The organism is Achromobacter sp. Root83 (assembly GCF_001428845.1).
In the GTDB taxonomy this organism is placed as follows: domain Bacteria; phylum Pseudomonadota; class Gammaproteobacteria; order Burkholderiales; family Burkholderiaceae_B; genus Achromobacter.
Genome location: NZ_LMIU01000009.1, coordinates 19,532 through 44,535 on the forward strand (window position 1 = coordinate 19,532; position 25,004 = coordinate 44,535).

18 protein-coding genes are annotated in these 25,004 nt (G+C 66.7%); 10 read left to right on the forward strand and 8 right to left on the reverse strand.

What is annotated here, in order from left to right; translation table 11 throughout:
* Genes ASE30_RS11030 through ASE30_RS11040 form a run of 3 tightly spaced genes read left to right on the forward strand, consistent with a single transcriptional unit; the run spans position 1 to position 2,878 of the window.
* Entirely contained in the window at positions 1-609 is a 609-nt protein-coding gene (locus ASE30_RS11030) for a cysteine hydrolase family protein (protein WP_057284358.1), read from the forward strand.
* Positions 606-2,015, forward strand: coding sequence for an FAD-dependent oxidoreductase (locus ASE30_RS11035; protein WP_057284359.1), 1,410 nt, complete (start codon positions 606-608; stop codon positions 2,013-2,015). The genes ASE30_RS11030 and ASE30_RS11035 overlap by 4 nt, the downstream gene beginning before the upstream one ends.
* On the forward strand, positions 2,015-2,878 hold the full coding sequence (locus tag ASE30_RS11040; protein ID WP_057284360.1) for an oxaloacetate decarboxylase: 864 nt from the start codon (positions 2,015-2,017) through the stop codon (positions 2,876-2,878). Before ASE30_RS11035 ends, ASE30_RS11040 begins: the two co-directional genes overlap by 1 nt.
* Before the next feature lie 83 nt (positions 2,879-2,961).
* Here the strand turns inward: ASE30_RS11040 and ASE30_RS11045 are convergent, their stop codons facing one another.
* Positions 2,962-3,582: a chorismate lyase gene (locus ASE30_RS11045; protein WP_057284361.1), complete on the reverse strand. Its 621-nt coding sequence runs from the start codon at positions 3,580-3,582 to the stop codon at positions 2,962-2,964.
* 101 nt (positions 3,583-3,683) lie between these two features.
* Between ASE30_RS11045 and ASE30_RS11050 the strand changes: the two genes are divergently transcribed.
* A complete protein-coding gene (locus ASE30_RS11050; protein WP_057284362.1) occupies positions 3,684-4,415 on the forward strand; it encodes a pseudouridine synthase in 732 nt (243 codons plus the stop codon).
* An 84-nt stretch (positions 4,416-4,499) separates the two neighbouring features.
* On the opposite strand, the gene ASE30_RS11055 is transcribed toward ASE30_RS11050, so the two are convergent.
* Positions 4,500-5,405 (reverse strand): LysR family transcriptional regulator, encoded by a 906-nt coding sequence (locus tag ASE30_RS11055; protein WP_057284363.1) that lies wholly within the window; start codon positions 5,403-5,405, stop codon positions 4,500-4,502.
* 330 nt (positions 5,406-5,735) lie between these two features.
* Between ASE30_RS11055 and ASE30_RS11060 the strand changes: the two genes are divergently transcribed.
* From ASE30_RS11060 to adeC, 3 genes are read left to right on the forward strand one after another with little or no spacing between them, the layout of a single operon-like run.
* Positions 5,736-6,926, forward strand: coding sequence for an efflux RND transporter periplasmic adaptor subunit (locus ASE30_RS11060; protein WP_057284513.1), 1,191 nt, complete (start codon positions 5,736-5,738; stop codon positions 6,924-6,926).
* A gap of 14 nt (positions 6,927-6,940) precedes the next feature.
* The gene (locus ASE30_RS11065; protein ID WP_057284364.1) at positions 6,941-10,120 is read left to right on the forward strand and encodes an efflux RND transporter permease subunit; all 3,180 of its coding nucleotides are present in this window, start codon (positions 6,941-6,943) and stop codon (positions 10,118-10,120) included.
* Positions 10,120-11,589: an AdeC/AdeK/OprM family multidrug efflux complex outer membrane factor gene (adeC, locus tag ASE30_RS11070; RefSeq protein ID WP_057284365.1), complete on the forward strand. Its 1,470-nt coding sequence runs from the start codon at positions 10,120-10,122 to the stop codon at positions 11,587-11,589. Before ASE30_RS11065 ends, adeC begins: the two co-directional genes overlap by 1 nt.
* A gap of 75 nt (positions 11,590-11,664) precedes the next feature.
* Here the strand turns inward: adeC and ASE30_RS11075 are convergent, their stop codons facing one another.
* The 6 genes from ASE30_RS11075 to ASE30_RS11100 all read right to left on the reverse strand — a co-directional run bounded on the left by ASE30_RS11075 (position 11,665) and on the right by ASE30_RS11100 (position 18,310).
* Complete coding sequence (locus ASE30_RS11075; protein WP_057284366.1) at positions 11,665-11,916, reverse strand: GlsB/YeaQ/YmgE family stress response membrane protein; 252 nt, start codon at positions 11,914-11,916, stop codon at positions 11,665-11,667.
* Between the two features lie 121 nt (positions 11,917-12,037).
* Positions 12,038-12,652, reverse strand: a complete 615-nt coding sequence (locus tag ASE30_RS11080) for an SCO family protein (protein ID WP_057284367.1) — start codon at positions 12,650-12,652, stop codon at positions 12,038-12,040.
* Between the two features lie 154 nt (positions 12,653-12,806).
* On the reverse strand, positions 12,807-14,873 hold the full coding sequence (locus ASE30_RS11085; RefSeq protein ID WP_057284514.1) for a M3 family metallopeptidase: 2,067 nt from the start codon (positions 14,871-14,873) through the stop codon (positions 12,807-12,809).
* 211 nt (positions 14,874-15,084) lie between these two features.
* A complete protein-coding gene (folD, locus tag ASE30_RS11090; protein WP_057284368.1) occupies positions 15,085-15,936 on the reverse strand; it encodes a bifunctional methylenetetrahydrofolate dehydrogenase/methenyltetrahydrofolate cyclohydrolase FolD in 852 nt (283 codons plus the stop codon).
* Positions 15,933-16,559: a response regulator transcription factor gene (locus tag ASE30_RS11095; RefSeq protein ID WP_057284369.1), complete on the reverse strand. Its 627-nt coding sequence runs from the start codon at positions 16,557-16,559 to the stop codon at positions 15,933-15,935. Before ASE30_RS11095 ends, folD begins: the two co-directional genes overlap by 4 nt.
* The gene (locus ASE30_RS11100) at positions 16,556-18,310 is read right to left on the reverse strand and encodes a PAS domain S-box protein (RefSeq protein WP_057284370.1); all 1,755 of its coding nucleotides are present in this window, start codon (positions 18,308-18,310) and stop codon (positions 16,556-16,558) included. The genes ASE30_RS11095 and ASE30_RS11100 overlap by 4 nt, the downstream gene beginning before the upstream one ends.
* 354 nt (positions 18,311-18,664) lie before the next feature.
* On the opposite strand from ASE30_RS11100, the gene aceE reads away from it, so the two are divergent.
* Genes aceE through lpdA form a run of 3 tightly spaced genes read left to right on the forward strand, consistent with a single transcriptional unit; the run spans position 18,665 to position 24,880 of the window.
* Positions 18,665-21,373, forward strand: coding sequence for a pyruvate dehydrogenase (acetyl-transferring), homodimeric type (aceE, locus tag ASE30_RS11105; RefSeq protein ID WP_057284371.1), 2,709 nt, complete (start codon positions 18,665-18,667; stop codon positions 21,371-21,373).
* 12 nt (positions 21,374-21,385) lie between these two features.
* The gene (gene aceF / locus ASE30_RS11110; protein ID WP_057284372.1) at positions 21,386-23,071 is read left to right on the forward strand and encodes a dihydrolipoyllysine-residue acetyltransferase; all 1,686 of its coding nucleotides are present in this window, start codon (positions 21,386-21,388) and stop codon (positions 23,069-23,071) included.
* A 12-nt stretch (positions 23,072-23,083) separates the two neighbouring features.
* Positions 23,084-24,880, forward strand: coding sequence for a dihydrolipoyl dehydrogenase (gene lpdA / locus ASE30_RS11115; RefSeq protein ID WP_057284373.1), 1,797 nt, complete (start codon positions 23,084-23,086; stop codon positions 24,878-24,880).
* Positions 24,881-25,004: the final 124 nt, after the last annotated feature.

Here is a 25,004-nt window from a genome sequence, read left to right on the forward strand (position 1 = left end):
ATGCACCCCTTCGACCCCCGCACCACCGCGCTGCTGATCATCGACCTGCAGAACGATTTCCTGGCGCCCGGCGGCGCCTATGACCGCGGCGGCGCGGTCAGCCCGCAGGCGCGCGCCTTGCCCGCCCGCGTCGCGCCCGTGGCCCGAGCGCTCAAGGAGCGCGGCGGCTTCGTGGCCGCCAGCCAATTCACGCTGTGGCCGGACGCGCACGGCGAACCCATGATCTCGCCGCATCTGAAGCAACTGCGTCCTTTCCTGAGGAAGGGCGACTTCGTCGCGGGTTCGGCCGGACAGGCCAACGTGGCCGAACTGGACGGCCTGGTCGACGTGTCGGTCTGGAAGGTGGCGTATTCGGCCTTCTTCAACACCCAGCTCGACTGGGTGCTGCGCCGCGCCGGCATCTCCAGCGTGGTGCTGGCCGGCATCGTCACCAACGGCGGCGTGGCCAGCACGGCGCGCGACGCCCACATGCGCGACTACCACGTGACAGTGCTGGCCGATGGCTGCGCCGCGCCCACGCCCGCCATGCACGACGCGGCGCTGGCGGATCTGCGCACCGTGGCCGACGTCGTGTCGTGCCAGGACCTGCTGGACAGGCTGGCCTCGTGAGCGCGCCGGCCGTCAAGCGGGGCGCCGCGCCCGGCGCGGATGCCATGCACGTGCCGGTGGCGATCATCGGCGCCGGCGCCTGCGGCCTGACCGCCGCGCTAAGGCTGGCCAGCGCCGGCATCGAGACCGTGCTGATCGAACGCGACGCCGCGCCCAGCGGGTCGTCGGCCCTGTCTTCCGGCTTCATTCCGGCGGCCGGGTCCAAGGTGCAGCGTGCCGCGGGCATCGAGGACGACGCGGGGCGCTTTGCTGCCGACATCCAGGCCAAGGCCCGGGGCACGGCCGCGCCGGAACTGGTTTGCGCCTACACGGGCGCGGCGGCGGCGGCCATGGATGCGCTGGCGCGGCACGGGCTGGCGTTCCAGGTCCTGGACGGTTTTCTGTATCCGGGCCATACCGCCCGCCGCATGCACACCTTGCCCGAACGCACGGGCGCCGCGCTGGTCGCGGCGCTGGAGCGGGCGGCAACCGGGGCGGGCGCCTACCTGCTGACGCGCGCGCTGGCCCGCGAGATCTGGACCGATGAAGACGGCCGCGTCACCGCCGTGGGCTGCGAGCGCCCCGGCGGCGCGGTCGACGTGATCGGCTGCGATGCCCTGATCCTGGCCTGCAACGGCTTTGGCGGCAATGCCGAGATGGTTGGCCAATACCTGCCCGCCATGCGCGATGCCATCTATGGCGGGCACGCGGGCAACGACGGCAGCGCCATCGAATGGGGCACGCAGATGGGCGCGCGGCTGGCCGACCTGGGCGGCTACCAGGGCCACGGCTCCTGGGCCACGCCGCAAGGCGCGCTGATCTCCTGGGCGGTGATGATGGACGGCGGCGTGCAGATCAACCGCGACGGCCTGCGGTTCCATGACGAGACCCACGGCTACTCCGAGGCGGCTGTCCATGTGCTCGCGCAGCCGGGCGCCGTAGCCTGGAATGTGTTCGACGACCGCAGCTTGGCGCTGGCCCGCGGCTTTCCGGATTTCGTCGCGGCCGAGTCCGGCCACGCGCTGAAAAGCTGCGCCGGGCTGCCCGAACTGGCCGCCCTGATCGGGTGCGATGCGCAAGTGCTGCGCCAGACCCTGGCCGCCGTCGGCCCGGACACGGCGGATCCGCTGGGCCGCCGCTTCGAGCGCGTCCTGCGGGCGCCGTACCACGCGGTCAAGGTCACGGGGGCGCTGTTTCATACGCAAGGCGGATTGGACATCGACGCGCATTGCCGCGTCCTCGACCGCGATGGCCGCGCCTTGCCCAATCTGCTTGCCGCGGGCGGAGCCGCCCGGGGTGTGTCGGGCAACGACGTGTCGGGCTATCTGTCCGGCAATGGCTTGCTCAGTGCGGTGGCGGGCGGCCATATCGCCGCGGCGACCGCGGCGGCGCTGCTTGGGCGCAGCCTGGATCAGGAAGGGAAGTGATGCAGAAACAGAATCTGAAGATGCAACTGGATGCCGGCGCCGTGCTGGCCCCCGGCGTCTACGACGCCCTGTCGGCGCTGGTGGCCGAACAGGCGGGCTTTGGCGCGCTATATCTGTCCGGCGCGTCCATCGCCTACACGCGGCTGGGGCGTTCGGACATCGGCCTGACCACTTATACCGAGGTCGAAGACACGCTGGCGCGCATCGCCGAACGGGTATCGGCGCCCATCATCGTGGATGCCGACACCGGCTTTGGCAATGCGCTGAACACGCAGCGCACCGTGCGAGGATTCGAGCGCGCGGGCGCGGCCATGATCCAGCTTGAAGACCAGACCTTTCCCAAGCGCTGCGGCCACCTGGACGGCAAGACCGTGATTCCCGCCCCCGAAATGCGCGGCAAGCTGCGCGCCGCCGTTGATGCGCGGACGCACGCGTCCACGCTGATCCTGGCGCGCACCGACGCGGTGGCGGTCGAGGGCCTGGAAGCCGCGCTGGACCGCGCGGAATCCTATCTGGAAGCGGGCGCCGACGCGCTCTTCATCGAAGCGCTGCGCACGCCGGAACAGATGCGGGCGGCCTGCGCGCGCTTCGCGGCCCGCGTGCCGTTGCTGGCGAACATGGTGGAGGGCGGCAAGACGCCGGTGCAAAGCGCCGATGAATTGACCGCGCTGGGATTCCGCATCGTCGTCTTCCCGGGCGGCACCGCGCGCGCCGTGGCGCATACCCTGCAAGGCTATTACGGCAGCCTGCGCCAGCAGGGCACGACCGCGCCCTGGAAGGAAAAGATGCTGGACTTCGACGGCCTGAACGCGGTGATCGGCACGCCCGAACTGCTGGCACGGGGACGCCAGTACGAGGGTTGAACCACCCGGGTTGAACTACCGGGCCTGTACTGCGCGCGCTTGAACCGCGCGGGATTCGATCCCGCCCAAGGGCGCGGTCCGCGTCAGCGGGGCGTGCGCTGGTGCGGCACCAGCGGCGGCACGGGCTGGCCGGCAATCACGTCCCAGAATCCCGGCAAGAAGCATTCGGCCACCAACAAGGGCTGGCCCTGGCGCCAGAACACGGACCGGCGCGCCCAGATGCGCGCGGCGTCGCGATCCCGGCTTGCGGCGGGCAGCACGTTCCGCGCGGTCGCATGAAACGGCACGGGCGACGCCAGGCGGCGGCAGGCAAAGGGCGACCGGATGACGGTGCTGTCGTGATACAGCATGTCGGCCAGCGGCCGGGTCAGCAGGCGGCGCATGCCTTGCCAGGCGCCATGCGAGGCGGTCAGCGGGGTCAGGCTGCGCGCGGGCACGCTGTCCACGCCGTTGACCGACATCAGCACTTCGCGGATCCAGACGGGCGAGCCGGCCGCGATGCGCATGGCGCGGGCCTCGTCCGGCGGCGCGCCGTCGGCGTATTCGGCCAGCACCCGCAGGCGGACCTGGCCTACCTGCCGCAGTCCGGCGGTCAAGGCGCCGGGACGGAACAGCCAGTGGCGTTGGACGGGGGGCAGGATGGGCGGCGCTTCGGCCAGCCAGCCCGCGGCGAGAGGAGGGCGATGTGCTGCGGGTGTCGTCATGGCTGCGTATTATGCCAAGCCCGGCTGACAGGCCCCCTGCGTCGCAGTGCCGCAGGCGGGCCCCGGCGGGCGCGTCCGGCGGTCCGCATACAATACCGCCCATGGAAAAAGTACGTATCTCCAAGCTCATGTCCGAGCGCGGACTCTGCTCGCGCCGCGAGGCCGACAGCTACATCGAACGCGGCTGGGTCCGCGTGGACGGCGTCGTGGTGTCCGAATTGGGCGCCCGGGCCTACCCCGACCAGGTCATTACGCTGGAACGCGCAGCGCAGGCGCGCCAGACCTCGCGGGTCACCATCCTGATCAACAAGCCCGTGGGCTATGTGTCGGGCCAGGCCGAAAAAGGCTATACGCCCGCCGTGGCGCTGATCGACGCGCGTTCGCGCTTCGCCGGGGACAGGGCGCCGCAGCGGTTCGAGCGCGCGCATCTCGAAGGCCTGGCCGTGGCCGGCCGGCTGGACATCGATTCGCAGGGGCTGCTGGTGCTGACGCAGGACGGCCGCATCGCCAAGCACCTGATCGGCGAAGACTCCAGTGTCGACAAGGAATATCTGGTGCGCGTGCAGGGCGACCTGCCGGACAACGGGCTGGCCCTGCTGAACCACGGGTTGTCGCTCGACGGCAAGGCGCTCAAGCCGGCCCATGTGCGCTGGCAGAACCACGACCAGCTTCGTTTCGTGCTGCGCGAAGGCAAGAAGCGCCAGATCCGCCGCATGTGCGAAATGGTCGGCCTGAAAGTGGTGGGCCTGAAGCGCGTGCGCATCGGCCGCGTGTCCCTGGGCGACCTGCCGCTGGGCCAATGGCGCTACCTGCGCGACGACGAAGCCTTCTGAACCGCCTGGCTGCTTGATTGGTCACGCATCGCGACAAGTGATGTCGGCGGCCATCAGATTTTTCAATCTGTTTCCGTCTCGCCGTCATTTCATGAAAGCGGGCGTATCCTTCGCTTGCCGGTTGCTGCCCAGGCGCTCCATCAGGAATTCGATGAAGATCCGGGTCTTGGCGGGCAACAGTCTGGTCTCGGTCACCGCGTGAACGGGAAACGGACCTAGCTGCCAATCGGGCAGCACGCGCTGCAACTGGCCGGATTGCTGCTCGGCCAATTGACCTCCCACCAGCACCGCGATGCCCGCGCCCAGCATGGCCAGGCGCCGCGCCATGGCGACGCCATTGACCGAAAACCGGTTGCCCGGCGTGAACTCGATGTGCTGTTCGCCATTGGTCAGCGGCCAGCGCGTCACGCGTCCGGCGCCTTCCGCGCGGAACTCGATGCACTCGTGCCGGGTCAGGTCGCTGGGGTGCCGCGGTTCGCCGTGCTTCTGCAGGTATTCGCGCGAGGCATACAGGTGGGCGGGCAGCATGCCCAACAGCCGTGCAATCTGCGTCGAGTCCGGCAGGTCGCCGATCTCGATCGAAACATCGCAGGTCTGGAACACGCGCGAAGCGTGGTCCGGATTGGCCAGGTCCAGGAAAAACGTCACATCGGGATATCGGCGGGAAAACTCCATGAACGATTCAGCCAGGAAGTCCGTGCCGAAATCCGCGGGCATGTTCACCCGCAGCGGTCCGGCGGGCGTGTCCACCAGCTTCTGCAATTCTTCATGGGCGATCTGCGCCTCGGCCACGATGCGCTGGCAGCGCTCGAAATACAGCCGGCCGGCGTCGGTCAGTTCGACCTTGCGCGTGGTGCGGCTGAGCAGCCGCAGGCCCACGGAGCGCTCCAATTCGGCCACCTGGCGAGACAAGGTCGATTTCGGCACGCCCAGCGTGGCCGCGGCGCGGCTAAAACTGTGCGTCTTGGCGACTTCAACGAAAAGTTCCATGCCCTGTAGTCGTTTCATGACAGGTGTTTGTGACAGTGGAGATTCGATAATTGTCCCATAAATGGAATGATGTTTTCTTAATGCGCCCCTTTGTTTCTCGGGCGGGATAACTCAAAATGCAAGTTCTGCAATGCAGCATTCCGGTAAATCCCAGCCCGCGTGCTCACGCGAAACCACCCAAGTCGAACCACGCGGACCGCGTCAAGACGGTCGGACGGGCTGATGCGCTTTGCAGGGACGCTCCAAGGCAACACGGCCCCTCGTGGCCGGCAGGCACGCGGCGCATGCGCGGCGCGGAGCTTTTTATTTTTGGAATCGGGAATGCAATCTATGAATAAGAAAAGCGCTATGTGGCGCGGCGCGGCCGTTGTCGCGTTGACGGCATCGGCTCTCACCTTGGCCGCTTGCGGCAAGAAACAGGAAGCGCCCCAGGCGGGCAAGCCGCAAGTCACGGTCGTCACCCTGACTACGCAGCCCGTTTCCCTTACCACCGAGTTGCCCGGCCGGACATCGCCGTTCCGCGTGGCCGAAGTGCGGCCCCAGGTCAATGGCATCGTCCAGAAGCGCCTGTTCACCGAAGGCGGCGAGGTCAGGGCCGGCGAACAGCTCTATCAGATCGATCCCGCGCTCTACCAGGCCAGCGTCGACAGCCAGAAGGCCGCGCTGGCGCGCGCCCAGGCCCAGCAGAAGACCGCCGCCCTGCTGGCCGAGCGCTACAAGCCGCTGGTGGCCACCCGCGCCGTCAGCCAGCAAACCTACGACAACGCCGTCGCCTCGCGCGATCAGGCCGCCGCCGACGTGCTGTCGGCCAAGGCGGCCCTGGACACGGCGCGCATCAACCTCGTCTACACCAAGGTGCTGTCGCCCATCGCGGGCATCATCGGCCGCTCGTCGGTGACCGAAGGCGCGCTGGTTACCGCCAACCAGACCAACGCGTTGGCCGCGGTGCAACAGATCGACCCCATCTATGTCGACGTCACCCAGTCCAGCGTCCAGCTTCTGCGCCTGCAGGACGCGCTGGCCAGCGGACAGCTCAAGCGTGCCGACGGCGAACAGGCCGCGCTGGTGACGCTGACACTGGAAGACGGCTCGCAATACAAGCAGACCGGCAAGCTCCAGTTCTCGGAAGTGACGGTGGACCAGGGCACGGGCTCGATCACCTTGCGCGCCGTGTTCCCCAACCCCGACCGCCGGCTGCTGCCGGGCATGTTCGTGCGGGCCCGCCTGGCCGATGGCGTTGCCGCCGACGGCCTGCTGGTGCCGCAACGCGGCGTGACGCGCAATCAGCGCGGCCTGCCCACGGCGCTGGTCGTCAACGCCAAGAATCAGGTGGAACTGCGTGAACTGAAGACCGACCGCGCCATTGGCGACAAGTGGCTGGTCACCAACGGCCTGGCCGCTGGCGACAAGGTGATCGTGGAAGGCTTGCAGATGGTGCGTCCGGGCGTCGAGGTGGTCGCCACCGAAGCCGGTGCCAACGCGCAGCAGCCGCAGGCGGCCAACGCCCCGGCCAAGCAGTAATCAGGGAGCCATGCATGGCAAAGTTTTTTATCGATAGGCCGGTTTTCGCCTGGGTGATCGCGATCGTGCTGATGATGGCCGGCGCGCTGTCCATCCTGCAGCTTCCGGTCGCCCAGTATCCCAACATCGCGCCGCCGGCCATCGGCATCGCGGTGACCTACCCGGGCGCGTCCGCGCAGACCGTGCAGGACACCGTGGTGCAGGTGATCGAACAGCAAATGAACGGCCTGGACGGCTTGCAGTACATCTCGTCGGAAAGCAATTCCGACGGCAGCATGTCCATCACGCTGACCTTCAAGCAGGGCACCAACCCCGATACCGCGCAGGTCCAGGTCCAGAACAAGCTGGCGCTGGCCCAGCCGCTGTTGCCGCAGGAAGTGCAGCAGCAGGGCATCCGCGTCACCAAGGCCACCAAGAACTTCCTGATCGTGGCGGGCTTCGTGTCCACCGACGGCACGATGACCAAGGACGACCTGGCCGACTACGTCGCGTCCTACGTCCAGGATCCCATCAGCCGCACGCAGGGCGTGGGCGACTTCCAGCTCTTCGGTTCGCAGTATGCGATGCGCATCTGGCTGGATCCGGCCAAGCTCGTCAACTACGGGCTGACCACCGTCGACGTCACGACCTCGATCAAGGAACAGAACGTCCAGGTGTCGTCCGGGCAACTGGGCGGCCTGCCGTCCGTGCGCGGCCAGCAGCTCAACGCCACGATCATCGGGCCGTCGCGCCTGCAGACGGCCGAGGACTTCGGCCACATCCTGCTGAAGGTCAACCCCGACGGTTCGCAGGTGCGCCTGGGTGATGTCTCGCGCATTGAACTGGGCGGGCAGACCTACGCCATCGACAGCTTCTACAACGGCAAGCCCGCATCGGGCCTGGCGGTCAAGCTGGCCCCCGGCGCCAACGCGCTGGATACGGCGCAGGCGGTGCGCGACACCATCAACAACCTGAAGCCTTACTTCCCGCCGGGCATGGACGTCGTCTATCCGTACGACACGACGCCGTTCGTCAGCCTGTCGATCCATGAAGTGTTCAAGACGCTGGTGGAGGCCATCATCCTGGTCTTCCTGGTGATGTACCTGTTCCTGCAGAACTTCCGCGCCACCATCATTCCCACGCTGGCCGTGCCGGTGGTGCTGCTGGGCACGTTCGGCGTGCTGGCGGCGTTCGGGTACTCCATCAACACCCTGACCATGTTCGGGATGGTGCTGGCCATCGGCCTGCTGGTGGACGACGCCATCGTGGTGGTGGAAAACGTCGAGCGGGTGATGGCCGAAGAGGGCCTCACGCCCAAGCAGGCCACGCGCAAGTCCATGAGCCAGATCACCGGCGCGCTGATCGGCATCGCCATGGTGCTGGCCGCCGTGTTCATTCCCATGGCGTTCTTCGGCGGTTCCACCGGCGTGATCTACCGCCAGTTCTCGATCACCATCGTGTCGTCCATGGTGCTGTCCGTGATCGTGGCCATCGTGTTCACGCCTGCTCTGTGCGCGACGCTGCTGAAACCCATCCCCAAGGGCCATCACGGCGCCAAGCGCGGCTTTTTCGGCTGGTTCAACCGCACCTTCGAGCGCAGCAGCAACGGCTATGCCAATACCGTCGCGCGCGGCCTCACCCGCACCAAGCGCCTGATGGTGGTCTACCTGGCCCTGGTCATTGCCATGGGCTGGATGTTCACCCGCATCCCCACGGCCTTCCTGCCAGCCGAAGACCAGGGCATCCTGTTCGCCCAGATCCAGACGCCGGCCGGCGCCACCGCCGAGGCCACCAAGGCCGTCATCGACGACGCCACCAAGTATCTGCTGACCGAAGAAAAGGACGCCGTCACCTCGGTGTTCGCCGTCAACGGCTTCAACTTCGGCGGCCGCGGCCAGAACGCGTCCATCCTGTTCATCAAGCTGCGCGACTGGGAAGAGCGCGGCGACGCCAGCCTGAAGGCCGGCGCCGTGGCGGAACGCGCCAACGCGCACTTCGGCAAGACCGAGCGCCGCGCGAAACTGTTCGTCGTGCCGCCGCCGTCCGTGATGGAACTGGGCAACGTCACGGGCTTTGACTTCCAGTTGATGGACCGCGCCGGCGTGGGCCACGAAAAGCTGCTTGCCGCGCGCAACCAGCTGCTCGGCGAGGCTGGCAAGAGCCCGGTCCTGGTGGGCGTGCGTCCCAACGGCATCGAAGACGCGCCGCAGTACCAGCTGGACATCGACCGCGAAAAGGCGCGCGCCCTGGGCGTGGCCGTGTCGGACATCAACAGCACGCTGGCCACGGCATGGGGTTCGTCGTACGTCAACGACTTCATCGACCGCGGCCGCGTGAAGAAGGTGTTCGCGCAGGGCGAGGCATCGTCGCGCATGCTGCCGGAAGACCTGAACAAATGGTATGTGCGCAACAACGCGGGCGACATGGTGCCGTTCTCGGCGTTCTCCAAGGCCACCTGGAGCTTCGGCCCGCAAAAGCTGAACCGCTACAACGGCGTGCCGTCCTACAACATCCAGGGCCAGGCGGCGCCGGGCTACAGCTCGGGCGCGGCCATGGAAGAAATGGAACGGCTGGCGGCCAAGCTGCCGGTGGGCGTGGGCTTTGAATGGACAGGCCTGTCCTTCGAAGAGCGCCTGTCCGGCGCGCAGGCGCCCGCGCTGTACGCGATCTCGCTGATCGTGGTGTTCCTGTGCCTGGCGGCGCTGTATGAAAGCTGGACCATTCCGTCCGCGGTCATGCTGGTGGTGCCGCTGGGGATCATCGGGGCGCTGCTGGCGACGTTGATGCGGGGGCTGTCCAACGACGTGTACTTCCAGGTGGGTCTGCTCACGACTATCGGGCTGGCGGCCAAAAACGCCATCCTGATCGTGGAGTTCGCCAAGGAGCATTACGAGTCGGGCGCCAGCCTGACGGAATCGGCCATCCACGCCGCCCGCCAGCGCCTGCGTCCCATCCTGATGACGTCCCTGGCGTTCATCCTGGGCGTGACCCCGCTGGCCATTTCGTCCGGCGCGGGCTCGGGCAGCCAGAACGCCATCGGCACGGGCGTCATCGGCGGCATGCTGACCGGCACCTTCCTGGCGATCTTCTTCGTCCCGGCCTTCTTCGTGATCATGCTGCGCGTGTTCAAGGTCAAGCGCATGAGCGAAAACCTCGACAAGCACGACACCAGCGCCAAGGGTCCGCAGGACGTGTCCGCGGAAGGACAACCGTAATGAAACTTCAGATGAGAACCTTGCTGTCTGTTTCCCTGGCGGCGGCCCTCGCGGGCTGCTCGCTGGCCCCCACGTACGAACGGCCGGACGCGCCGATCGACACCGCCTATCCCACCGGCCCGGCCTACAACTCGGCCCAGACGGGGGCGCCGGGCGGGCTGTCCACCGCGGATATCGGCTGGCGCGATTTCTTCGGTGATCCGCTGCTGCAGCAGTTGATCGGCCAGTCGCTCGTCAACAACCGCGACTTGCGGGTGGCGGCCCTGAACGTCGAGGCCGCGCGGGCGCAATACCGCATCCAGCGCTCGGACCTGCTCCCCAGCGTGGGCGTCGCGGGCCAGAATTCGGGTCAACGCACGCCGGCCGACCTGTCGCCCAGCGGGCAGGCCACCACCAGTCACAGCTATCAGGTCGGCGCCGCCATGTCCGCCTGGGAACTGGATCTGTTCGGCCGCATCCGCAGCCTGAGCGACCAGGCGCTGGAATCCTATCTGGCGCTGGACGAGACGCGCACCGCGACCCAGCTCACGCTGATCGCCGAGGTGGCCAACGCCTATCTGACGCTGCGCGCCGACCAGGAACTGCTGAGCCTGACGCGCGACACCCTCAAGAGCCAGCAGGACTCCTTCAAGCTCACGCAGCAAAGCTATGACCAGGGCCTGTCCACCGCGCTCGACCTGAGCCAGGCGGAAGTGTCGCTGCGCACCGCCCAGCGCAACCTGTCGCAATACACGCGCCAGGCCGCGCAGGACCGCAACGCGCTGGTGCTGCTGGTCGGCCAGCCCCTGTCGCCCGAGCTCTCGGCCGCGCTGGACAGCGCGGTCAAGCTGGACGACGGCATGCTGCCGACCACGTTGCCGGCCGGCCTGCCGTCGGACCTGCTGGCCCGTCGGCCGGACATCCGCGCGGCCGAGCATCAGTTGAAGGGCGCCAACGCCAACATCGGCGCGGCGCGCGCGGCCTTCTTCCCGACCATCAGCCTGACGGGTTCGGCCGGCACCGCCAGCGCCAGCCTCGGCGGCCTGTTCGAGGGCGGTTCGGGGGCGTGGAGCTTCGTGCCCCAGATCACCGTGCCGATCTTCGCGGGCGGCTCGCTGCTTGCCGGCCTGGATCTGGCCAAGGTGCAGAAGAACATCCAGGTCGCGCAATACGAAAAGTCCATCCAGACGGGCTTCCGCGAAGTCGCGGACGCCCTGGCCGGCCGCGGCACGCTCGACGAGCAGATCGAGGCGCAGCGCCTGCTGGTGGACGCCAACCAGCGCGCCTATGACGCGTCGGAACAGCGTTTCCGCCAGGGCATCGACGACTACTTGAGCGTGCTGGATTCCCAGCGTTCGCTGTACACCTCGCAGCAGGCGCTGGTCGATACGCGCCTGGCCCGCCTCTCCAATCTGGTCACCCTGTACAAGGTGCTGGGCGGAGGCTGGACCGAACGCACGGCGGCGGCGCCCGCCACGCCCGCCGGCTGATCGGCGGGGGCGGCGCAAGCCAAAAAAAACGGGCCGATCGGAAGATCGGCCCGTTTTTTCTTGCCTGGCTGGACGTCAGGTGCGTTTCCTGGCGACCAGTCCCACGATGAACAGGACGATGATCGCACCTACGACGGATGCGATCCAGCCCGCGGGCTCGCCCGGGGCATACCAGCCCAGGGACTGGCCCAGGAATCCGGCCACGACCGCGCCGATGATGCCCAGAATGGTGGTCATGATGATCCCCATGTTCTGGTCCCCGGGCATGATGGCGCGGGCGATAAGGCCCACGATGAACCCGACGATGATCATGATGATGATGCTCATGCGCGTACTCCTTGCGAGGGTAAAAGGGCAGTGTGGACTGATGATACCCATGCCGCGCGGGGCCCGGCTGTAACAACTGGTGTGCGGATCGGGCCGGCGCCCGGCGCCCGCGCCCCAGGGGTCAGGAGGTGATGTCGATGAGCTGGCGCACGTCTTTGGTCAGCGCTTCGATGCTGTCGGTGTCCGAGGCCAGCAGGCGGGCGCGGCCTTCATTGTCGAAAATGTACACGCCGCGGCTGTGCGTCACTTCGTACATGTCGGCGTCGTCGCCCGGCCGGGGCTTCTCGATCTGGTAGGCCACGCGGTAGCGGCGGGCCAGGTCGGCGATCTGCTTTTCGTCGCCGGTCACGCCGATGGCCTGGTTGTTGAAGGCGTTGACGTAGGCCTGCAGGATGTCGGGGGTGTCGCGGTGCGGGTCCACGCTGACGAACAGGATGCGCACCTTGTCGGCCTTGTCTCCCAGGTTCTGCAGCACGGCCGTCAATTGCGCCATGGTGGTCGGGCAGATGTCCGGGCAACTGGCGTAGCCGAAGAACAGCAGCACGGTCTTTCCCTTCAGATCCTCACTGCTCACGGTCTTGCCGCCCGCGCCCGGCAGCGAGAACTTCAGGTCCGGCAGGTGTCCCTTCACGTTGTAGAGCGTCCAATCGACGTTGCGGTCGCCGCAGGCGGCAACCAACATGCACAGGGCCAACAGCAGCCCGCGCCAGGCGCGGCCGGAAATGAAGTGTCGCATGGGTCCAATAGCCGGAAAGGGGTAAACCTTTCGATTCTACCCGCTGGCGCGGGCAAGGGCAGGGCGCGCCAACCGCGTCTTGTCCCGCCGCAAGGGCGCATCGAAAAAACGGCCCGCGCGAAGGCGGGCCGCTGGCAGACGTGACCTAAAAAGGTCAGCCTGCCGTCATGCCGCTGTGGCGCAGCAGCGCATCGATGCGCGGAGCGCGGCCGCGGAACGCCGCGAACGACTCCGCCGCCGGGCGCGATCCGCCCACGGCCAGCACTTCGCGGCGGAAACGGGCGCCGGTTTCCGGGTCCAGCGTGCCCAAGGCGTTGCCTGCCTGCTTGGCGGCGGCTTCCTCGAAAGCCTCGTATGCGTCGGCGGACAGCACTTCCGCCCACTTGTAGCTGTAATAGCCCGCGCCATAGCCGCCCGCGAACAGGTGCGAGAAGGCGTGCGGCAGACGATGCCAGGCCGGCGGGAACAGCACGGCCACTTCCTCGCGCACTTCCTGCAGCAGGGCCAGCACCTCGGCAATCGTGGCGCCCTTGGCGCGGTCATGCATCAGCATGTCGAACAGCGCGAATTCGATCTGGCGCACGGTCTGCATGCCGCTTTGATAGTTGCGGGCCGCGACCAGGCGGTCATACAGCGCGCGCGGCAACGGTTCGCCCGTGTCCACGTGCGCGGACAGCTTCTGCACCACGGCCCACTCCCAGCAGAAGTTCTCCATGAATTGCGAAGGCAGTTCGATGGCGTCCCATTCCACGCTGGCGAACGCGGCGGCGCCGGGTTCGTCGACCTCGGACAGCAGGGCGTGCAGCGCGTGGCCGGTTTCATGGAACAGGGTGATGACGTCGTCGTGCGTCAGCACGGCGGCGCGTTCGCCGTTGGGGCGCGAGAAGTTGCAGGTCAGGTAGGCGACGGGCGTCTGCACCTGGCCGGCCACGACGCGGCGGGTGCGCTCGCTGTCGACCCAGGCGCCGTTCTGCTTGCCCGACCGCGCGTACAAGTCCAGGTACAGGTAGCCGATAAGCTCGCCCCTGGGGCTTTCCACGCGCACGCCGCGCACGTCGGCATGCCAGGAAGACACCGGCGTTTCGGTCAGGCGCACATCGAACAAGGTCTGGATGACGTCGAACAGGCCCGCCAGCACGCGGGGTTCGGTAAAGTACTGTTTGACCTCGTCTTCCGAATAGGCGTAGCGCGATTCGCGCAGGCGTTCCGAGGCGTAGGCCACATCCCAGGGCTGCAGGCTGTCCAAACCCAGTTCCGCGGCGGCATAGTCCTTCAGTTCGGCCAGGTCGCGCTGGGCATAGGGCTTGGCGCGCGCCGCCAGGTCGCGCAGGAACACGGTGACTTCGCGGGCGTCGCGCGCCATGCGCGTCTGCAGGCGCAGCGCGGCGAAGGTGCCCAGGCCCAGCAGCCCCGATTCTTCGGCGCGCAAGGCCAGCAGCTCTTCGATGAGGGGCGAATTGTCGAGCTTGGCCTCGCCCTGCTCGGACGCCACCGTGCCATAGCCCCGGTACAGCGCCTCGCGCAGCGAACGGTCCTGCGCGTACTGCATGACGGGCAGATAGCACGGCATCTTCAGCGTGAGCTTCCAGCCGGGCTTGCCGTCCTCTTCGGCGGCGGCGCGCGCGGCGGCCTGCACGTCAGCCGGGATGCCGGCCAGGCGGGCTTCGTCTTCCACCAGCAGCGACCAGGCGTCGATGGAGTCCAGCACGTTTTCCGAAAACTTCTGCGAGGCCTGGGCCTCGCGGTCGGAAATCTCGGCGTAGCGTTCGCGGTCGGCGCCCTGCAGCTCGACGCCGCTCAGACGGAAGTCGCGCAGGGCCATTTCCACGATGCGGCGGCGCACCGGCGTCCACGACGCGAAATCGGGGGCGGCGGCCAGGCGCTGGTACTGCTCGTACAGGCCTTCATGCAGGCCGACCCAGGTCGAGAACTCGGTCACCAGGGGCAGGGCAGCGTTATAGGCCTCGCGCAGCTCAGGCGTATTGACGACGGCGTTCAGGTGGCCGGCAACCGACCAGGCGCGCCAGAGGCGCTCGGACGCGGTATCCAGCGGTTCCACCACGGCTTCCCAGGTGGGCGCCAGCGCGGGGTCGGCGGCGTGGTCGACGGCCTGGCGGGCGATGCCCAGCAGTTCCTGGACGGCGGGCACGATATGTCCGGGTTTGACGGCCGCGTAATCGACCAGATCGGAGACGGGAGCGAGCAGGGGGTTCTGGGTCATGGTGTTACCGGCGTGAAGAATGGCGGGCGGCGCGGACAGCGCGCCGACGAAGGACATAAGGATCAGGTAGGGGCGATCCGCCCAAACGCAAGGGCAGGACAGGGCTTGGAGAGCGCGCCGCGGAGGCGCCCGTGCCTCGGACCGGGGTCCGGGCGGGGCCGCTCCCGCGGCTGGGCCGGCGCTGGGCGCGGCCCGCGTGGCGCGGCCGAACTCAGGCGGCGGCCCGTTCCGCCGCTTCGACGGTATTGACCAGCAGCATGGCGATGGTCATGGGGCCCACGCCGCCCGGCACGGGCGTGATGGCGCCCGCGATTTCCTTGGCCGAGGCGAAGTCCACGTCGCCGCACAGCTTGCCGTCCGCGCCGCGGTTGATGCCCACGTCAATGACGACGGCGCCGGGCTTGATCATCGAGCCGTCGATCATGCCGGGCTTGCCCGTGGCAACCACCAGCACGTCGGCCCGGCGAGTCTGGGCCGCCAGGTCGCGCGTCTTGGAGTTGCAGATCGTGATGGTGGCGCCTGCCTGCAGCAGCAGCATGGCCATGGGCTTGCCGACGATGTTGCTGGCGCCCACGATCACGGCTTCGGCGCCGCGCAGCGTCACGCCTTCGGATTCCAGCATCTTCATCACGCCATACGGCGTGCAGGGACGGAACAGCGGCTGGCCGGTCATGAGCAGGCCGGCATTGCTGATGTGAAACCCGTCCACGTCCTTCTCGGCCGCGATGGCCTCGATGACCTTGTGCGAGTCCATGTGCTTGGGCAGCGGAAGCTGCACCAGGATGCCGTGGATGGACGGGTCCTGGTTCAGGATGGCGATGCGGGCCAGCAATTCGGCCTCGGTCATCTCGGCCGGGTACTGCTCTTTCACGGAATGCAGGCCGGCCTTTTCGCAGGCCGCGACCTTGTTGCGCACATACACCTGCGACGCGGGGTCCGCGCCCACCAGCACCACGGCCAGGCCGGGGCGGGCGCCCTTGGCGGCCAGGGCCGAAACGCGTTGGGCGACTTCTTCGCGGATGCGCAGCGACAATGCCGCGCCGTCAATAATCCTGGCTGTCATGCATGAGCCTCGGGTTTGGCCAAAGCCACTTTCATCAAATCAGCAACGGTGGTCACTTCAAGTTTTTCCATGATGTTGGCGCGGTGCGCCTCGACGGTCTTGATGCTGATGCCCAGGTCGTCGGCGATCTGCTTGTTCAAGCGGCCGGCGACGATGCGCTCCAGCACCTGCTGCTCGCGCGCGGTCAGGCGCGCCAGCATGGCTTCGTGATCCTTCTGGGCCTGGTGCTTGCTCACGCGCTGCGTGGCCTGCTCCAGCATGCGCGCGACGATCTCGCGCAGGTCGGATTCATTGAAGGGTTTTTCCAGGAAGTCGACCGCGCCCTTCTTCATGGTGGACACGGCCATGGGCACGTCGCCGTGACCCGTGATGAACACGATGGGCAGCGGCGCGTTGCGCAGGATCAGTTGCTCCTGCAGTTCCAGGCCGCTCATGCCCGGCATGCGCACGTCGGCGATCAGCACGCCAATCTGGCTGGCGTCGTAATCCTCCAGGAACGATTCGCCGCTGGCATAGGCGCGAACGCGGTATCCATTGGCTTCCAACAGCCAGCGCAACGAATCGCGGACCGCTTCGTCGTCGTCAACAATGAATACCGTGCTCGACAGGTGGGGCGTGTTCATGCGTGCAACTCCTCGGACTGATCGTTCTGGGCCTGCGGCTGGGTTGCAGCGCAGGGCAGGGTAAAGCGGAAGATGGTACCGCCGGCGGGATTGGGATCCGCCCACAGGCGGCCGTGGTGCGACTCGATAATGGTACGGCAGATGTTCAGCCCCATGCCCAGGCCCTGGGTCTTGGTGCTGAAGAAAGGTTCGAAGAGGCGCTCGGGTTCGGCCAGGCCGTGGCCGCGGTCCACCACGCACACCTCGATATGCTGCTCGTGAAGAATTACGGCAACCTTAAGCTCGTCGGATTCGCTCTTTTCCATGGCTTCCAGCCCGTTCTTCAGCAGGTTCAACAGCACCTGCTCGATCAGGATGGGATCGGCCAGCACGTCCGGCGCGTTCGACGGCACGAAGCTCTCGATGCGGATGCGGCGCTTGCGGGCGTCGATTTCGGCGAAGCCGATGGCATTGTCGACAATGCGGCCGATGGCCACGCGCTGGCGGCGCGGCTCGCTGCGCTTCACGAATTCGCGGATGCGGCTGATGATCTTGCCGGCGCGCTCGGCCTGCGAGGCGGCCTTTTCCAGCGCGGGCAGCAGCATGTTGGGGCTGGTGTGGCCGGCCTTGACCAGCGCGACCGCACCCATGCTGTAGTTGGCGATGGCCGTCAGAGGCTGGTTGAGCTCATGCGCCAGCGACGAAGCCATTTCGCCCATGGTGGTCAGGCGGCTGGTGAGCTGGATCTTTTCCTGCTGCACGCGCGACGCTTCTTCGTGGCCGCGGCGCTCGGTGATGTCGCGCGCCACCTGCATGCGGACGCGGCGGCCGTCGGTCCAGGCCAGCATGCGGTGATGGACCTCGAACCAGCGCTGCACCGACGGCGCGAAGACTTCGACGGATTCGTCGGTGAAGCGTCCGCGCCGGCCGGCCAGCAATTCGTCGTGCCCGCCCGTCTGCGCGCCGAACACGCGGCGGTAGGTGCGGTTGGCGAACAGCAGTTCCAGGCCGTCGTGGGTGTCCGCGGTGACCGAAATGGCGTCGTCCAGGCCTTCCAGCACGGTCATGAAGCGCTCGTGCGCGGCGGTCAGGGCCTCGCGGATGCGCTTGGGTTCGGTGATGTCCGTCATGGACGTCATCCAGCCGATCTGGTTGCCGTTGGGGTCCAGCAGGGGCGACACGTACATGCGGGCGGTGAAGCGCGAGCCGTCGCGGCGCTGCGCCTCGACTTCCAGGCCGCTACTGGGCGTCTTGCCGGACATCAGCACGTCCAGGGTGTGCTGGTGCTGTTCGTGGCGGCCGGGCACCCAATAAGGGAAGGGCGGGCTGCGCCCGATCAGATCGGCTTCGTTCCAGCCGATCATGCGGCAGAACGCGGGGTTCACATAGGCGATGCGGCCTTCCATGTCCAAAACCCGCATGCCGGTGGACATGGAGTTCTCCATGGCGCGGCGAAATCCGGTTTCGGCGATCAGGGCGGCCTCGGCGGTCGAGCGGAAGCGCGTATAGCGCCAGAGCATCAGCAGGCTGATGACGATCACGCAGGACAGGGCCAGCACCACCCAGATCAGGCGCTGCTGGCGCATTTCCTGGTCTATGGTGACAAACATGACGCTGTCGTCATGGATGCGCTGCAGCCAGAAGAACACCGCCATCACACAGATATAGAGGATCAGCACCATCGCGGGCGTGACCCAGTACACGCCGCGCCGGCGAGTGCGGGCGTGGTCGTGGAATGGCGTAGGAATATTGGACTTGGGCGCGCTGGACATGGAATTCGGGCCGGATAGACCGCCGCATTTTAGTGCGTGTTGGAAGGGAATTACCGGGAATCAACCCCTCCTTTTGGTCTACACCTTAAAAAGTATAGCCATAAGGAATTCAGCTTCCGTTCAATTTTCCACATTATGAAATGCCGTACCGCAACATGAAATTTTTCTTGCGACCGGTTAATCTTCTTTCTTAGAATGCCGGCTGATAGGGAACAGGCCCGACGAGCAGGTCCTTAAAAACACCCCGACCCATGCATTGCATGGTAGCCCGGATGATCCCGGCTACCATGCAATGTCCGCGAGTAGATGAATAAGCGGGTGTGGTCACGAACGAACCCCAACAGGAGACACACGATGTCCTCTTTCGCCCAGGCTGGCGCCGTGCAGGCTGCCAACGACGAAGACACCCTTGAAACCCAGGAGTGGCTCGAAGCCCTGGCGGCAGTCCTTGACCGTGAAGGACCGCAGCGCGCCCACTACCTGCTGGAACGCCTGATCGACGAAGCCCGTCGCTCCGGCGCCCACATCCCGTTCTCGCCGAATACCGCCTACGTCAACACGATTCCCCCCGGCCTCGAGCCGGCGCATCCGGGCAATCTGGAGCTGGAAGTCCGCATCCGTTCGTACGTGCGCTGGAACGCGATGGCCATGGTGGTCAAGGCCAACAAGCACAACCCGCCGGACGGCGGCGACCTGGGCGGCCACATCGCGTCGTTCGCCTCGCTGGCCACCATGATCGGCTGCGGCCAGAACCACTTCTGGCACGCCGAAGCCGAAGGCCACGGCGGCGACCTGGTCTACTTCCAGGGCCACACCTCGCCCGGCATGTATGGCCGCGCCTACCTCGAAGGCCGCCTGACCGAAGAACAGCTCAATCACTTCCGCCAGGAAGTCGACGGCAAGGGCCTGTCGTCCTATCCGCACCCCAAGCTGATGCCGGAATTCTGGCAGTTCCCGACGGTGTCGATGGGCCTGGGCCCGCTGATGGCCATCTACCAGGCCCGCTTCCTGAAGTACCTGCACGCCCGCGGCATCGCCGACACCAGCAACCGCAAGGTCTGGGTATTCTGCGGCGACGGCGAAATGGACGAACCCGAATCGCTGGGCGCCATCGCCCTGGCTGCCCGTGAAAAGCTCGACAACCTGATCTTCGTCGTCAACTGCAACCTGCAGCGCCTGGACGGGCCGGTGCGCGGCAACGGCAAGATCATCCAGGAACTGGAAGGCGATTTCCGCGGTTCCGGCTGGAACGTCATCAAGCTGATCTGGGGCGGCTACTGGGATCCGCTGCTTGCGCACGACAAGGAAGGCATCCTGCGCCAGATCATGGAAGAGACCGTCGACGGCGAGTACCAGGCGTACAAGGCCAATGACGGCAAGTTCGTCCGCGAACACTTCTTCGGCAAGCACCCGAAGCTGCTGGAAGCCGTGTCGCGCATGAGCGACGAGGACATCTGGCGCCTGAACCGCGGCGGCCATGATCCCCACAAGGTGTACGCCGCGTTCAACGCCGCGACCACCCACACCGGCCAGCCCACCGTCATTCTGGCCAAGACCATCAAGGGCTACGGCATGGGCCATGTTGGCCAGGCCAAGAACCCCACCCACCAGCAAAAGAAGCTGGAACTGGACTCCATCCGCGAATTCCGCGACCGCTTCGGCATCCCGATCCCGGACGACAAGCTGGAAGACCTGCCGTACTTCAAGCCGGCCGAAGACTCGCCCGAAATGAAGTACCTGCACGAGCGCCGCGCCGCGCTGGGCGGCTACCTGCCGCGCCGCCGCGCCAAGGCCGACGAACAACTGAAGGCGCCCGCGCTGGACGCGTTCAAGGCCGTGCTGGAGCCCACCGCCGAAGGCCGTGAAATCTCCACCACCCAGGCGTTCGTGCGCATCCTGAACCAGGTGCTGCGCGACAAGGACCTCGGTCCGCGCGTCGTGCCGATCCTGGCCGACGAATCGCGCACCTTCGGCATGGAAGGCCTGTTCCGCCAGATCGGCATCTACGCGCCGGAAGGCCAGAAGTACACCCCGGTCGACAAGGACCAGGTGATGTACTACAAGGAATCGGCCGACGGCCAGCTCCTGCAGGAAGGCATCAACGAAGCGGGCGCAATGAGCTCGTGGATTGCGGCGGCCACGTCGTACTCCTCGAACAACCGCATCATGATCCCGTTCTTCATCTACTACTCGATGTTCGGGTTCCAGCGCATCGGCGACCTGGCCTGGGCCGCGGGTGACATGCAGGCGCGCGGCTTCCTCCTGGGCGGCACCGCCGGCCGCACGACGCTGAACGGCGAAGGCCTGCAGCACGAAGACGGCCACAGCCACATCCTGGCGTCCACCATCCCGAACTGCGTGTCCTACGACCCGACGTTCGGCCATGAGCTGGCCGTGATCATCCAGCATGGCTTGAAGCGCATGGTGGAAGACCAGGAAAACGTCTATTACTACCTGACGGTGATGAACGAAAACTACCCGCAGCCCGGTCTGACCAAGGGCGACGAGGAAGGCATCATCAAGGGCATGTACAAGCTGAAGTCGCACGGCAAGGGCAAGAACCGCGTGCAGCTGATGGGTTCGGGCACGATCCTGCGCGAAGTCATGGCCGCGCAGGAACTGCTGGCCGCCGACTGGGACGTCGCCTCCGACCTCTGGAGCGTCACCAGCTTCACCGAACTGCGCCGCAACGGCCTGGACGCCGAGCGCCACAACATGCTGCACCCCGACGAAAAGAAGCCGCAGGTGGCCTACGTCACGGAACAGCTCGCCAAGTCGGAAGGCCCGATCATCGCGTCGACCGACTACATGAAGCTCTTTGCCGACCAGATCCGTCCGTTCGTGCCCAAGGGCCGCGAATACAAGGTGCTGGGCACCGATGGTTTCGGCCGCTCGGATTTCCGCTCGAAGCTGCGCGAGCACTTCGAAGTGGACCGCCACTTCGTCGTGGTCGCCGCGCTGCGCGCGCTGGCCGACGAAGGCAAGGTGCCCGTCGCCAAGGTGGCCGAAGCCATCAAGAAGTACGGCATCAATCCGAACAAAGCCAACCCGCAATACGCCTGAGGGTAAAGAGACATGAGCAACATCGTGCAAATCAAGGTTCCCGACATCGGCGACTTCAAGGAAGTGGAAGTCATTGAAGTGCTGGTTGCCGTGGGCGACACGATCAAGGCCGAACAGAGCCTGATTACCGTCGAATCCGACAAGGCCTCGATGGAAATCCCCGCGTCGCAGGGCGGCGTGGTGAAGTCCATCACCGTGAAGGTCGGCGACAAGGTCGCCGAAGGCGCGGTCGTGCTGGAAGTGGAAGGGGGCGATGCCGCCCCGGCCCAGGAAGAGGCCCCCAAGGCCGGGTCCAAGGCCGACGCCAAGCCGGCCGCCAAGGAAGAACCCAAGCAGGCCGCCGCCGCCGCGCCCAAGGCTGAAGCGTCGGCCCCGGCCGCCGCTACCGGCCCGGTCGAGATCGAAGTGCCCGACATCGGCGACTTCAAGGAAGTGGAAGTCATCGAAGTGATGGTCGCCGTGGGCGACACCATCAAGGCCGAGCAAAGCCTGATCACTGTCGAGTCCGACAAGGCCTCGATGGAGATCCCGTCGTCGCAAGGCGGCGTGGTCAAGGAAGTGAAGGTCAAGGTTGGTGACAAGGTCGCCAAGGGCTCGGTCGTCGTCGTGGTCGAAGGCGCCGCGCAGGAAGGCAGCGCTGCCGCCGCGCCGGCCGCCAAGGCCGAGGCTGCCGCGGCGCCCGCCGCCAAGGCTGAAGCCAAGGCCGACGCCGCCGCGCCGGCCGCTCCCGCTGCGCGTCCGGCCCCCGCCGCCGCGCTGGAAGACGCCAACCTCAAGCCCGGCCAGCTCCCGCACGCTTCGCCGTCGGTGCGCAAGTTCGCGCGCGAGCTGGGCGTGAACCTGAGCAAGGTCAAGGGTTCGGGTCCGAAAGAACGCATCACCGCCGACGACGTGCGCGGTTTCGTCAAGCAGGCGCTTTCCGCCGCCCCGACGGCCGCCGCCGGCGGTTCGGCCGATGGCGCCGCGCTGGGCCTGTTGCCGTGGCCGAAGATCGACTTCACCAAGTTCGGCCCGATCGAAGCCAAGCCCCTGTCGCGCATCAAGAAGATCTCCGGCGCGAACCTGCACCGCAACTGGGTCATGATCCCGCACGTCACCAACAACGACGAAGCGGACATCACCGACCTGGAAGCGCTGCGCGTCACGCTGAACAAGGAAAACGAGAAGTCGGGCGTCAAGGTCACGATGCTGGCCTTCCTGATCAAGGCCGTGGTCGCCGCCCTGAAGAAGTTCCCCGAGTTCAACGCCTCGCTGGACGGCGACAACCTGGTGCTCAAGCAGTACTACCACATCGGTTTCGCCGCCGACACGCCCAACGGGCTGGTGGTGCCGGTGATCCGCGACGCCGACAAGAAGGGCATCCTGCAGATCGCGCAGGAAATGACCGACCTGTCCAAGAAGGCCCGCGACGGCAAGATCTCGCCCGCCGAAATGCAGGGCGGCTGCTTCTCGATCTCGTCCCTGGGCGGCATTGGCGGCACCTCGTTCACGCCCATCATCAACGCCCCTGAAGTGGCCATCCTGGGCGTGTCGCGCTCCTCGCACAAGCCCGTCTGGGACGGCAAGCAATTCGTGCCGCGCCTGATCGTGCCGCTGTCGCTGTCCTATGACCACCGCGTCATCGACGGCGCCTCGGCCGCACGCTTCAACGCCTATCTGGGCGCCTTGCTGGCCGACTTCCGCCGCATCGCGCTGTAAACGGGGAGCCCCATGAGCAATACCGTTCAAATCAAAGTGCCGGACATCGGCGACTTCAAGGAAGTGGAAGTCATCGAAGTGCTGGTGGCGGTGGGCGACACGATCAAGGCGGAACAAAGCCTGATCACCGTCGAATCCGACAAGGCCTCGATGGAAATCCCCGCGTCGCAGGGCGGCGTGGTGAAGTCCATCGCCGTCAAGGTCGGCGACAAGGTCGCCGAAGGCGCGGTCGTGCTGGAAGTGGAAGCCGGCTCAGGCGCTGACGCCGCGCCCGCGGCCAAGGCCGCCGATGCCCCCAAGAAGGCCGACGCCAAGACCGAAGCCAAGGCCGGATCCGCGCCGGCTCCCGCCGCCAAGGCGGCAGCTCCCGCGGCCGCCACCTACAGCGGTTCGGCCGATGCCGAATACGACATGCTGGTGCTGGGCGCGGGCCCCGGCGGCTACTCCGCCGCCTTCCGCGCTGCCGACCTGGGCCTGTCCGTGGTCCTGGTGGAACGCTACGCCACGCTGGGCGGAGTCTGCCTGAACGTGGGCTGCATTCCGTCCAAGGCGCTGCTGCACAACGCCGCCATCATCGACGAAGCCCGCGAACTGGCCTCCCACGGCATCAGCTTCGGCGAGCCCAAGATCGACCTGGACAAGCTGCGCGGCTACAAGGACAGCGTGGTCGCCAAGCTGACCGGCGGCCTGGCCGGCATGGCCAAAGCTCGCAAAGTCACCGTGGTGACGGGCGTGGGCGAATTCGCCGATGCCAACCACCTGACGGTCAAGGGCGCCGACGGCAAGGCCCAGACCCTGCGCTTCAAGCAGGCCATCATCGCCGCCGGCAGCCAATCGGTGAAGCTGCCGTTCATGCCCGAAGACGACCGCGTCGTCGATTCCACCGGCGCCTTGCTGCTGCGTGAAATCCCCAAGAAGATGCTCATCGTCGGCGGCGGCATCATCGGCCTGGAAATGGGCACGGTGTACTCCACGCTGGGCGCACGCCTGGACGTCGTGGAAATGCTGGACGGCCTGATGCAGGGCGCGGACCGCGACCTGGTCAAGGTCTGGCAGAAGAAGAACGCCTACCGCTTCGACAACATCATGTTGAAGACCAAGACCGTGGGCGCCGAAGCCAGGAAGGACGGCATCTACGTGTCCTTCGAAGGCGAGGGCGCTCCCAAGGAGCCCCAGCGCTACGACCTGGTCCTGCAGGCCGTGGGCCGCAGCCCCAATGGCAAGAAGATCGGCGCCGACCGTGCCGGCATCGCCGTGACCGACCGCGGCTTCATCGAGGTCGATCGCCAGATGCGCACCAACGTGCCGCACATCTACGCCATCGGCGACATCGTCGGCCAGCCCATGCTGGCCCACAAGGCGGTGCACGAAGGCCACGTCGCGGCGGAAGCCGCGGCCGGCCAGAAGTCCTTCTTCGACGCGCGCGTCATTCCGTCGGTGGCCTACACCGATCCGGAAGTGGCGTGGGTGGGCCTGACCGAAGACGAAGCCAAGAAGCAAGGCATCAAGATCGAAAAGGGCGTGTTCCCCTGGGCCGCCTCCGGCCGCGCCATCGCCAACGGCCGCGACGAGGGCTTCACCAAGCTGATTTTCGACGCGGAAACGCATCGCATCCTGGGCGGCAGCATCGTGGGCACCCACGCTGGCGACCTGATCAGCGAGCTGGCCCTGGCCGTGGAAATGGGCGCCGACGTCGTCGACATCGCCAAGACCATCCACCCGCACCCGACCCTGGGTGAATCGGTGGGCATGGCGGCCGAAGTCGCCGAAGGCGTCTGCACCGACCTGCCGCCCATGAAGAAGAAGTAATGCGCGGCGGCTTGCCGCCACCGCATGAAAAACGCCGGTCCCTTTGATAGGGCCGGCGTTTTTTTGACTGGCGCTCAGCGCCCGGGCGGCCATGAAAAAGCCGCCCGAACGGGGCGGCCTGGAT

Coding starts and splice junctions, on each gene's coding strand:
- ASE30_RS11100 (WP_057284370.1), bottom strand. CDS start 18,310: ATGTCCAGCGCGCCCAAGTCCAATATTCCTACGCCATTCCACGACCAC.
- ASE30_RS11085 (WP_057284514.1), bottom strand. CDS start 14,873: ATGACCCAGAACCCCCTGCTCGCTCCCGTCTCCGATCTGGTCGATTAC.
- ASE30_RS11030 (WP_057284358.1), top strand. CDS start 1: ATGCACCCCTTCGACCCCCGCACCACCGCGCTGCTGATCATCGACCTG.
- ASE30_RS11050 (WP_057284362.1), top strand. CDS start 3,684: ATGGAAAAAGTACGTATCTCCAAGCTCATGTCCGAGCGCGGACTCTGC.
- ASE30_RS11075 (WP_057284366.1), bottom strand. CDS start 11,916: ATGAGCATCATCATCATGATCATCGTCGGGTTCATCGTGGGCCTTATC.
- adeC (WP_057284365.1), top strand. CDS start 10,120: ATGAAACTTCAGATGAGAACCTTGCTGTCTGTTTCCCTGGCGGCGGCC.
- ASE30_RS11055 (WP_057284363.1), bottom strand. CDS start 5,405: ATGGAACTTTTCGTTGAAGTCGCCAAGACGCACAGTTTTAGCCGCGCC.
- ASE30_RS11045 (WP_057284361.1), bottom strand. CDS start 3,582: ATGACGACACCCGCAGCACATCGCCCTCCTCTCGCCGCGGGCTGGCTG.
- ASE30_RS11060 (WP_057284513.1), top strand. CDS start 5,736: ATGAATAAGAAAAGCGCTATGTGGCGCGGCGCGGCCGTTGTCGCGTTG.
- aceF (WP_057284372.1), top strand. CDS start 21,386: ATGAGCAACATCGTGCAAATCAAGGTTCCCGACATCGGCGACTTCAAG.
- ASE30_RS11065 (WP_057284364.1), top strand. CDS start 6,941: ATGGCAAAGTTTTTTATCGATAGGCCGGTTTTCGCCTGGGTGATCGCG.
- aceE (WP_057284371.1), top strand. CDS start 18,665: ATGTCCTCTTTCGCCCAGGCTGGCGCCGTGCAGGCTGCCAACGACGAA.
- ASE30_RS11080 (WP_057284367.1), bottom strand. CDS start 12,652: ATGCGACACTTCATTTCCGGCCGCGCCTGGCGCGGGCTGCTGTTGGCC.
- ASE30_RS11095 (WP_057284369.1), bottom strand. CDS start 16,559: ATGAACACGCCCCACCTGTCGAGCACGGTATTCATTGTTGACGACGAC.
- lpdA (WP_057284373.1), top strand. CDS start 23,084: ATGAGCAATACCGTTCAAATCAAAGTGCCGGACATCGGCGACTTCAAG.
- folD (WP_057284368.1), bottom strand. CDS start 15,936: ATGACAGCCAGGATTATTGACGGCGCGGCATTGTCGCTGCGCATCCGC.
- ASE30_RS11040 (WP_057284360.1), top strand. CDS start 2,015: ATGCAGAAACAGAATCTGAAGATGCAACTGGATGCCGGCGCCGTGCTG.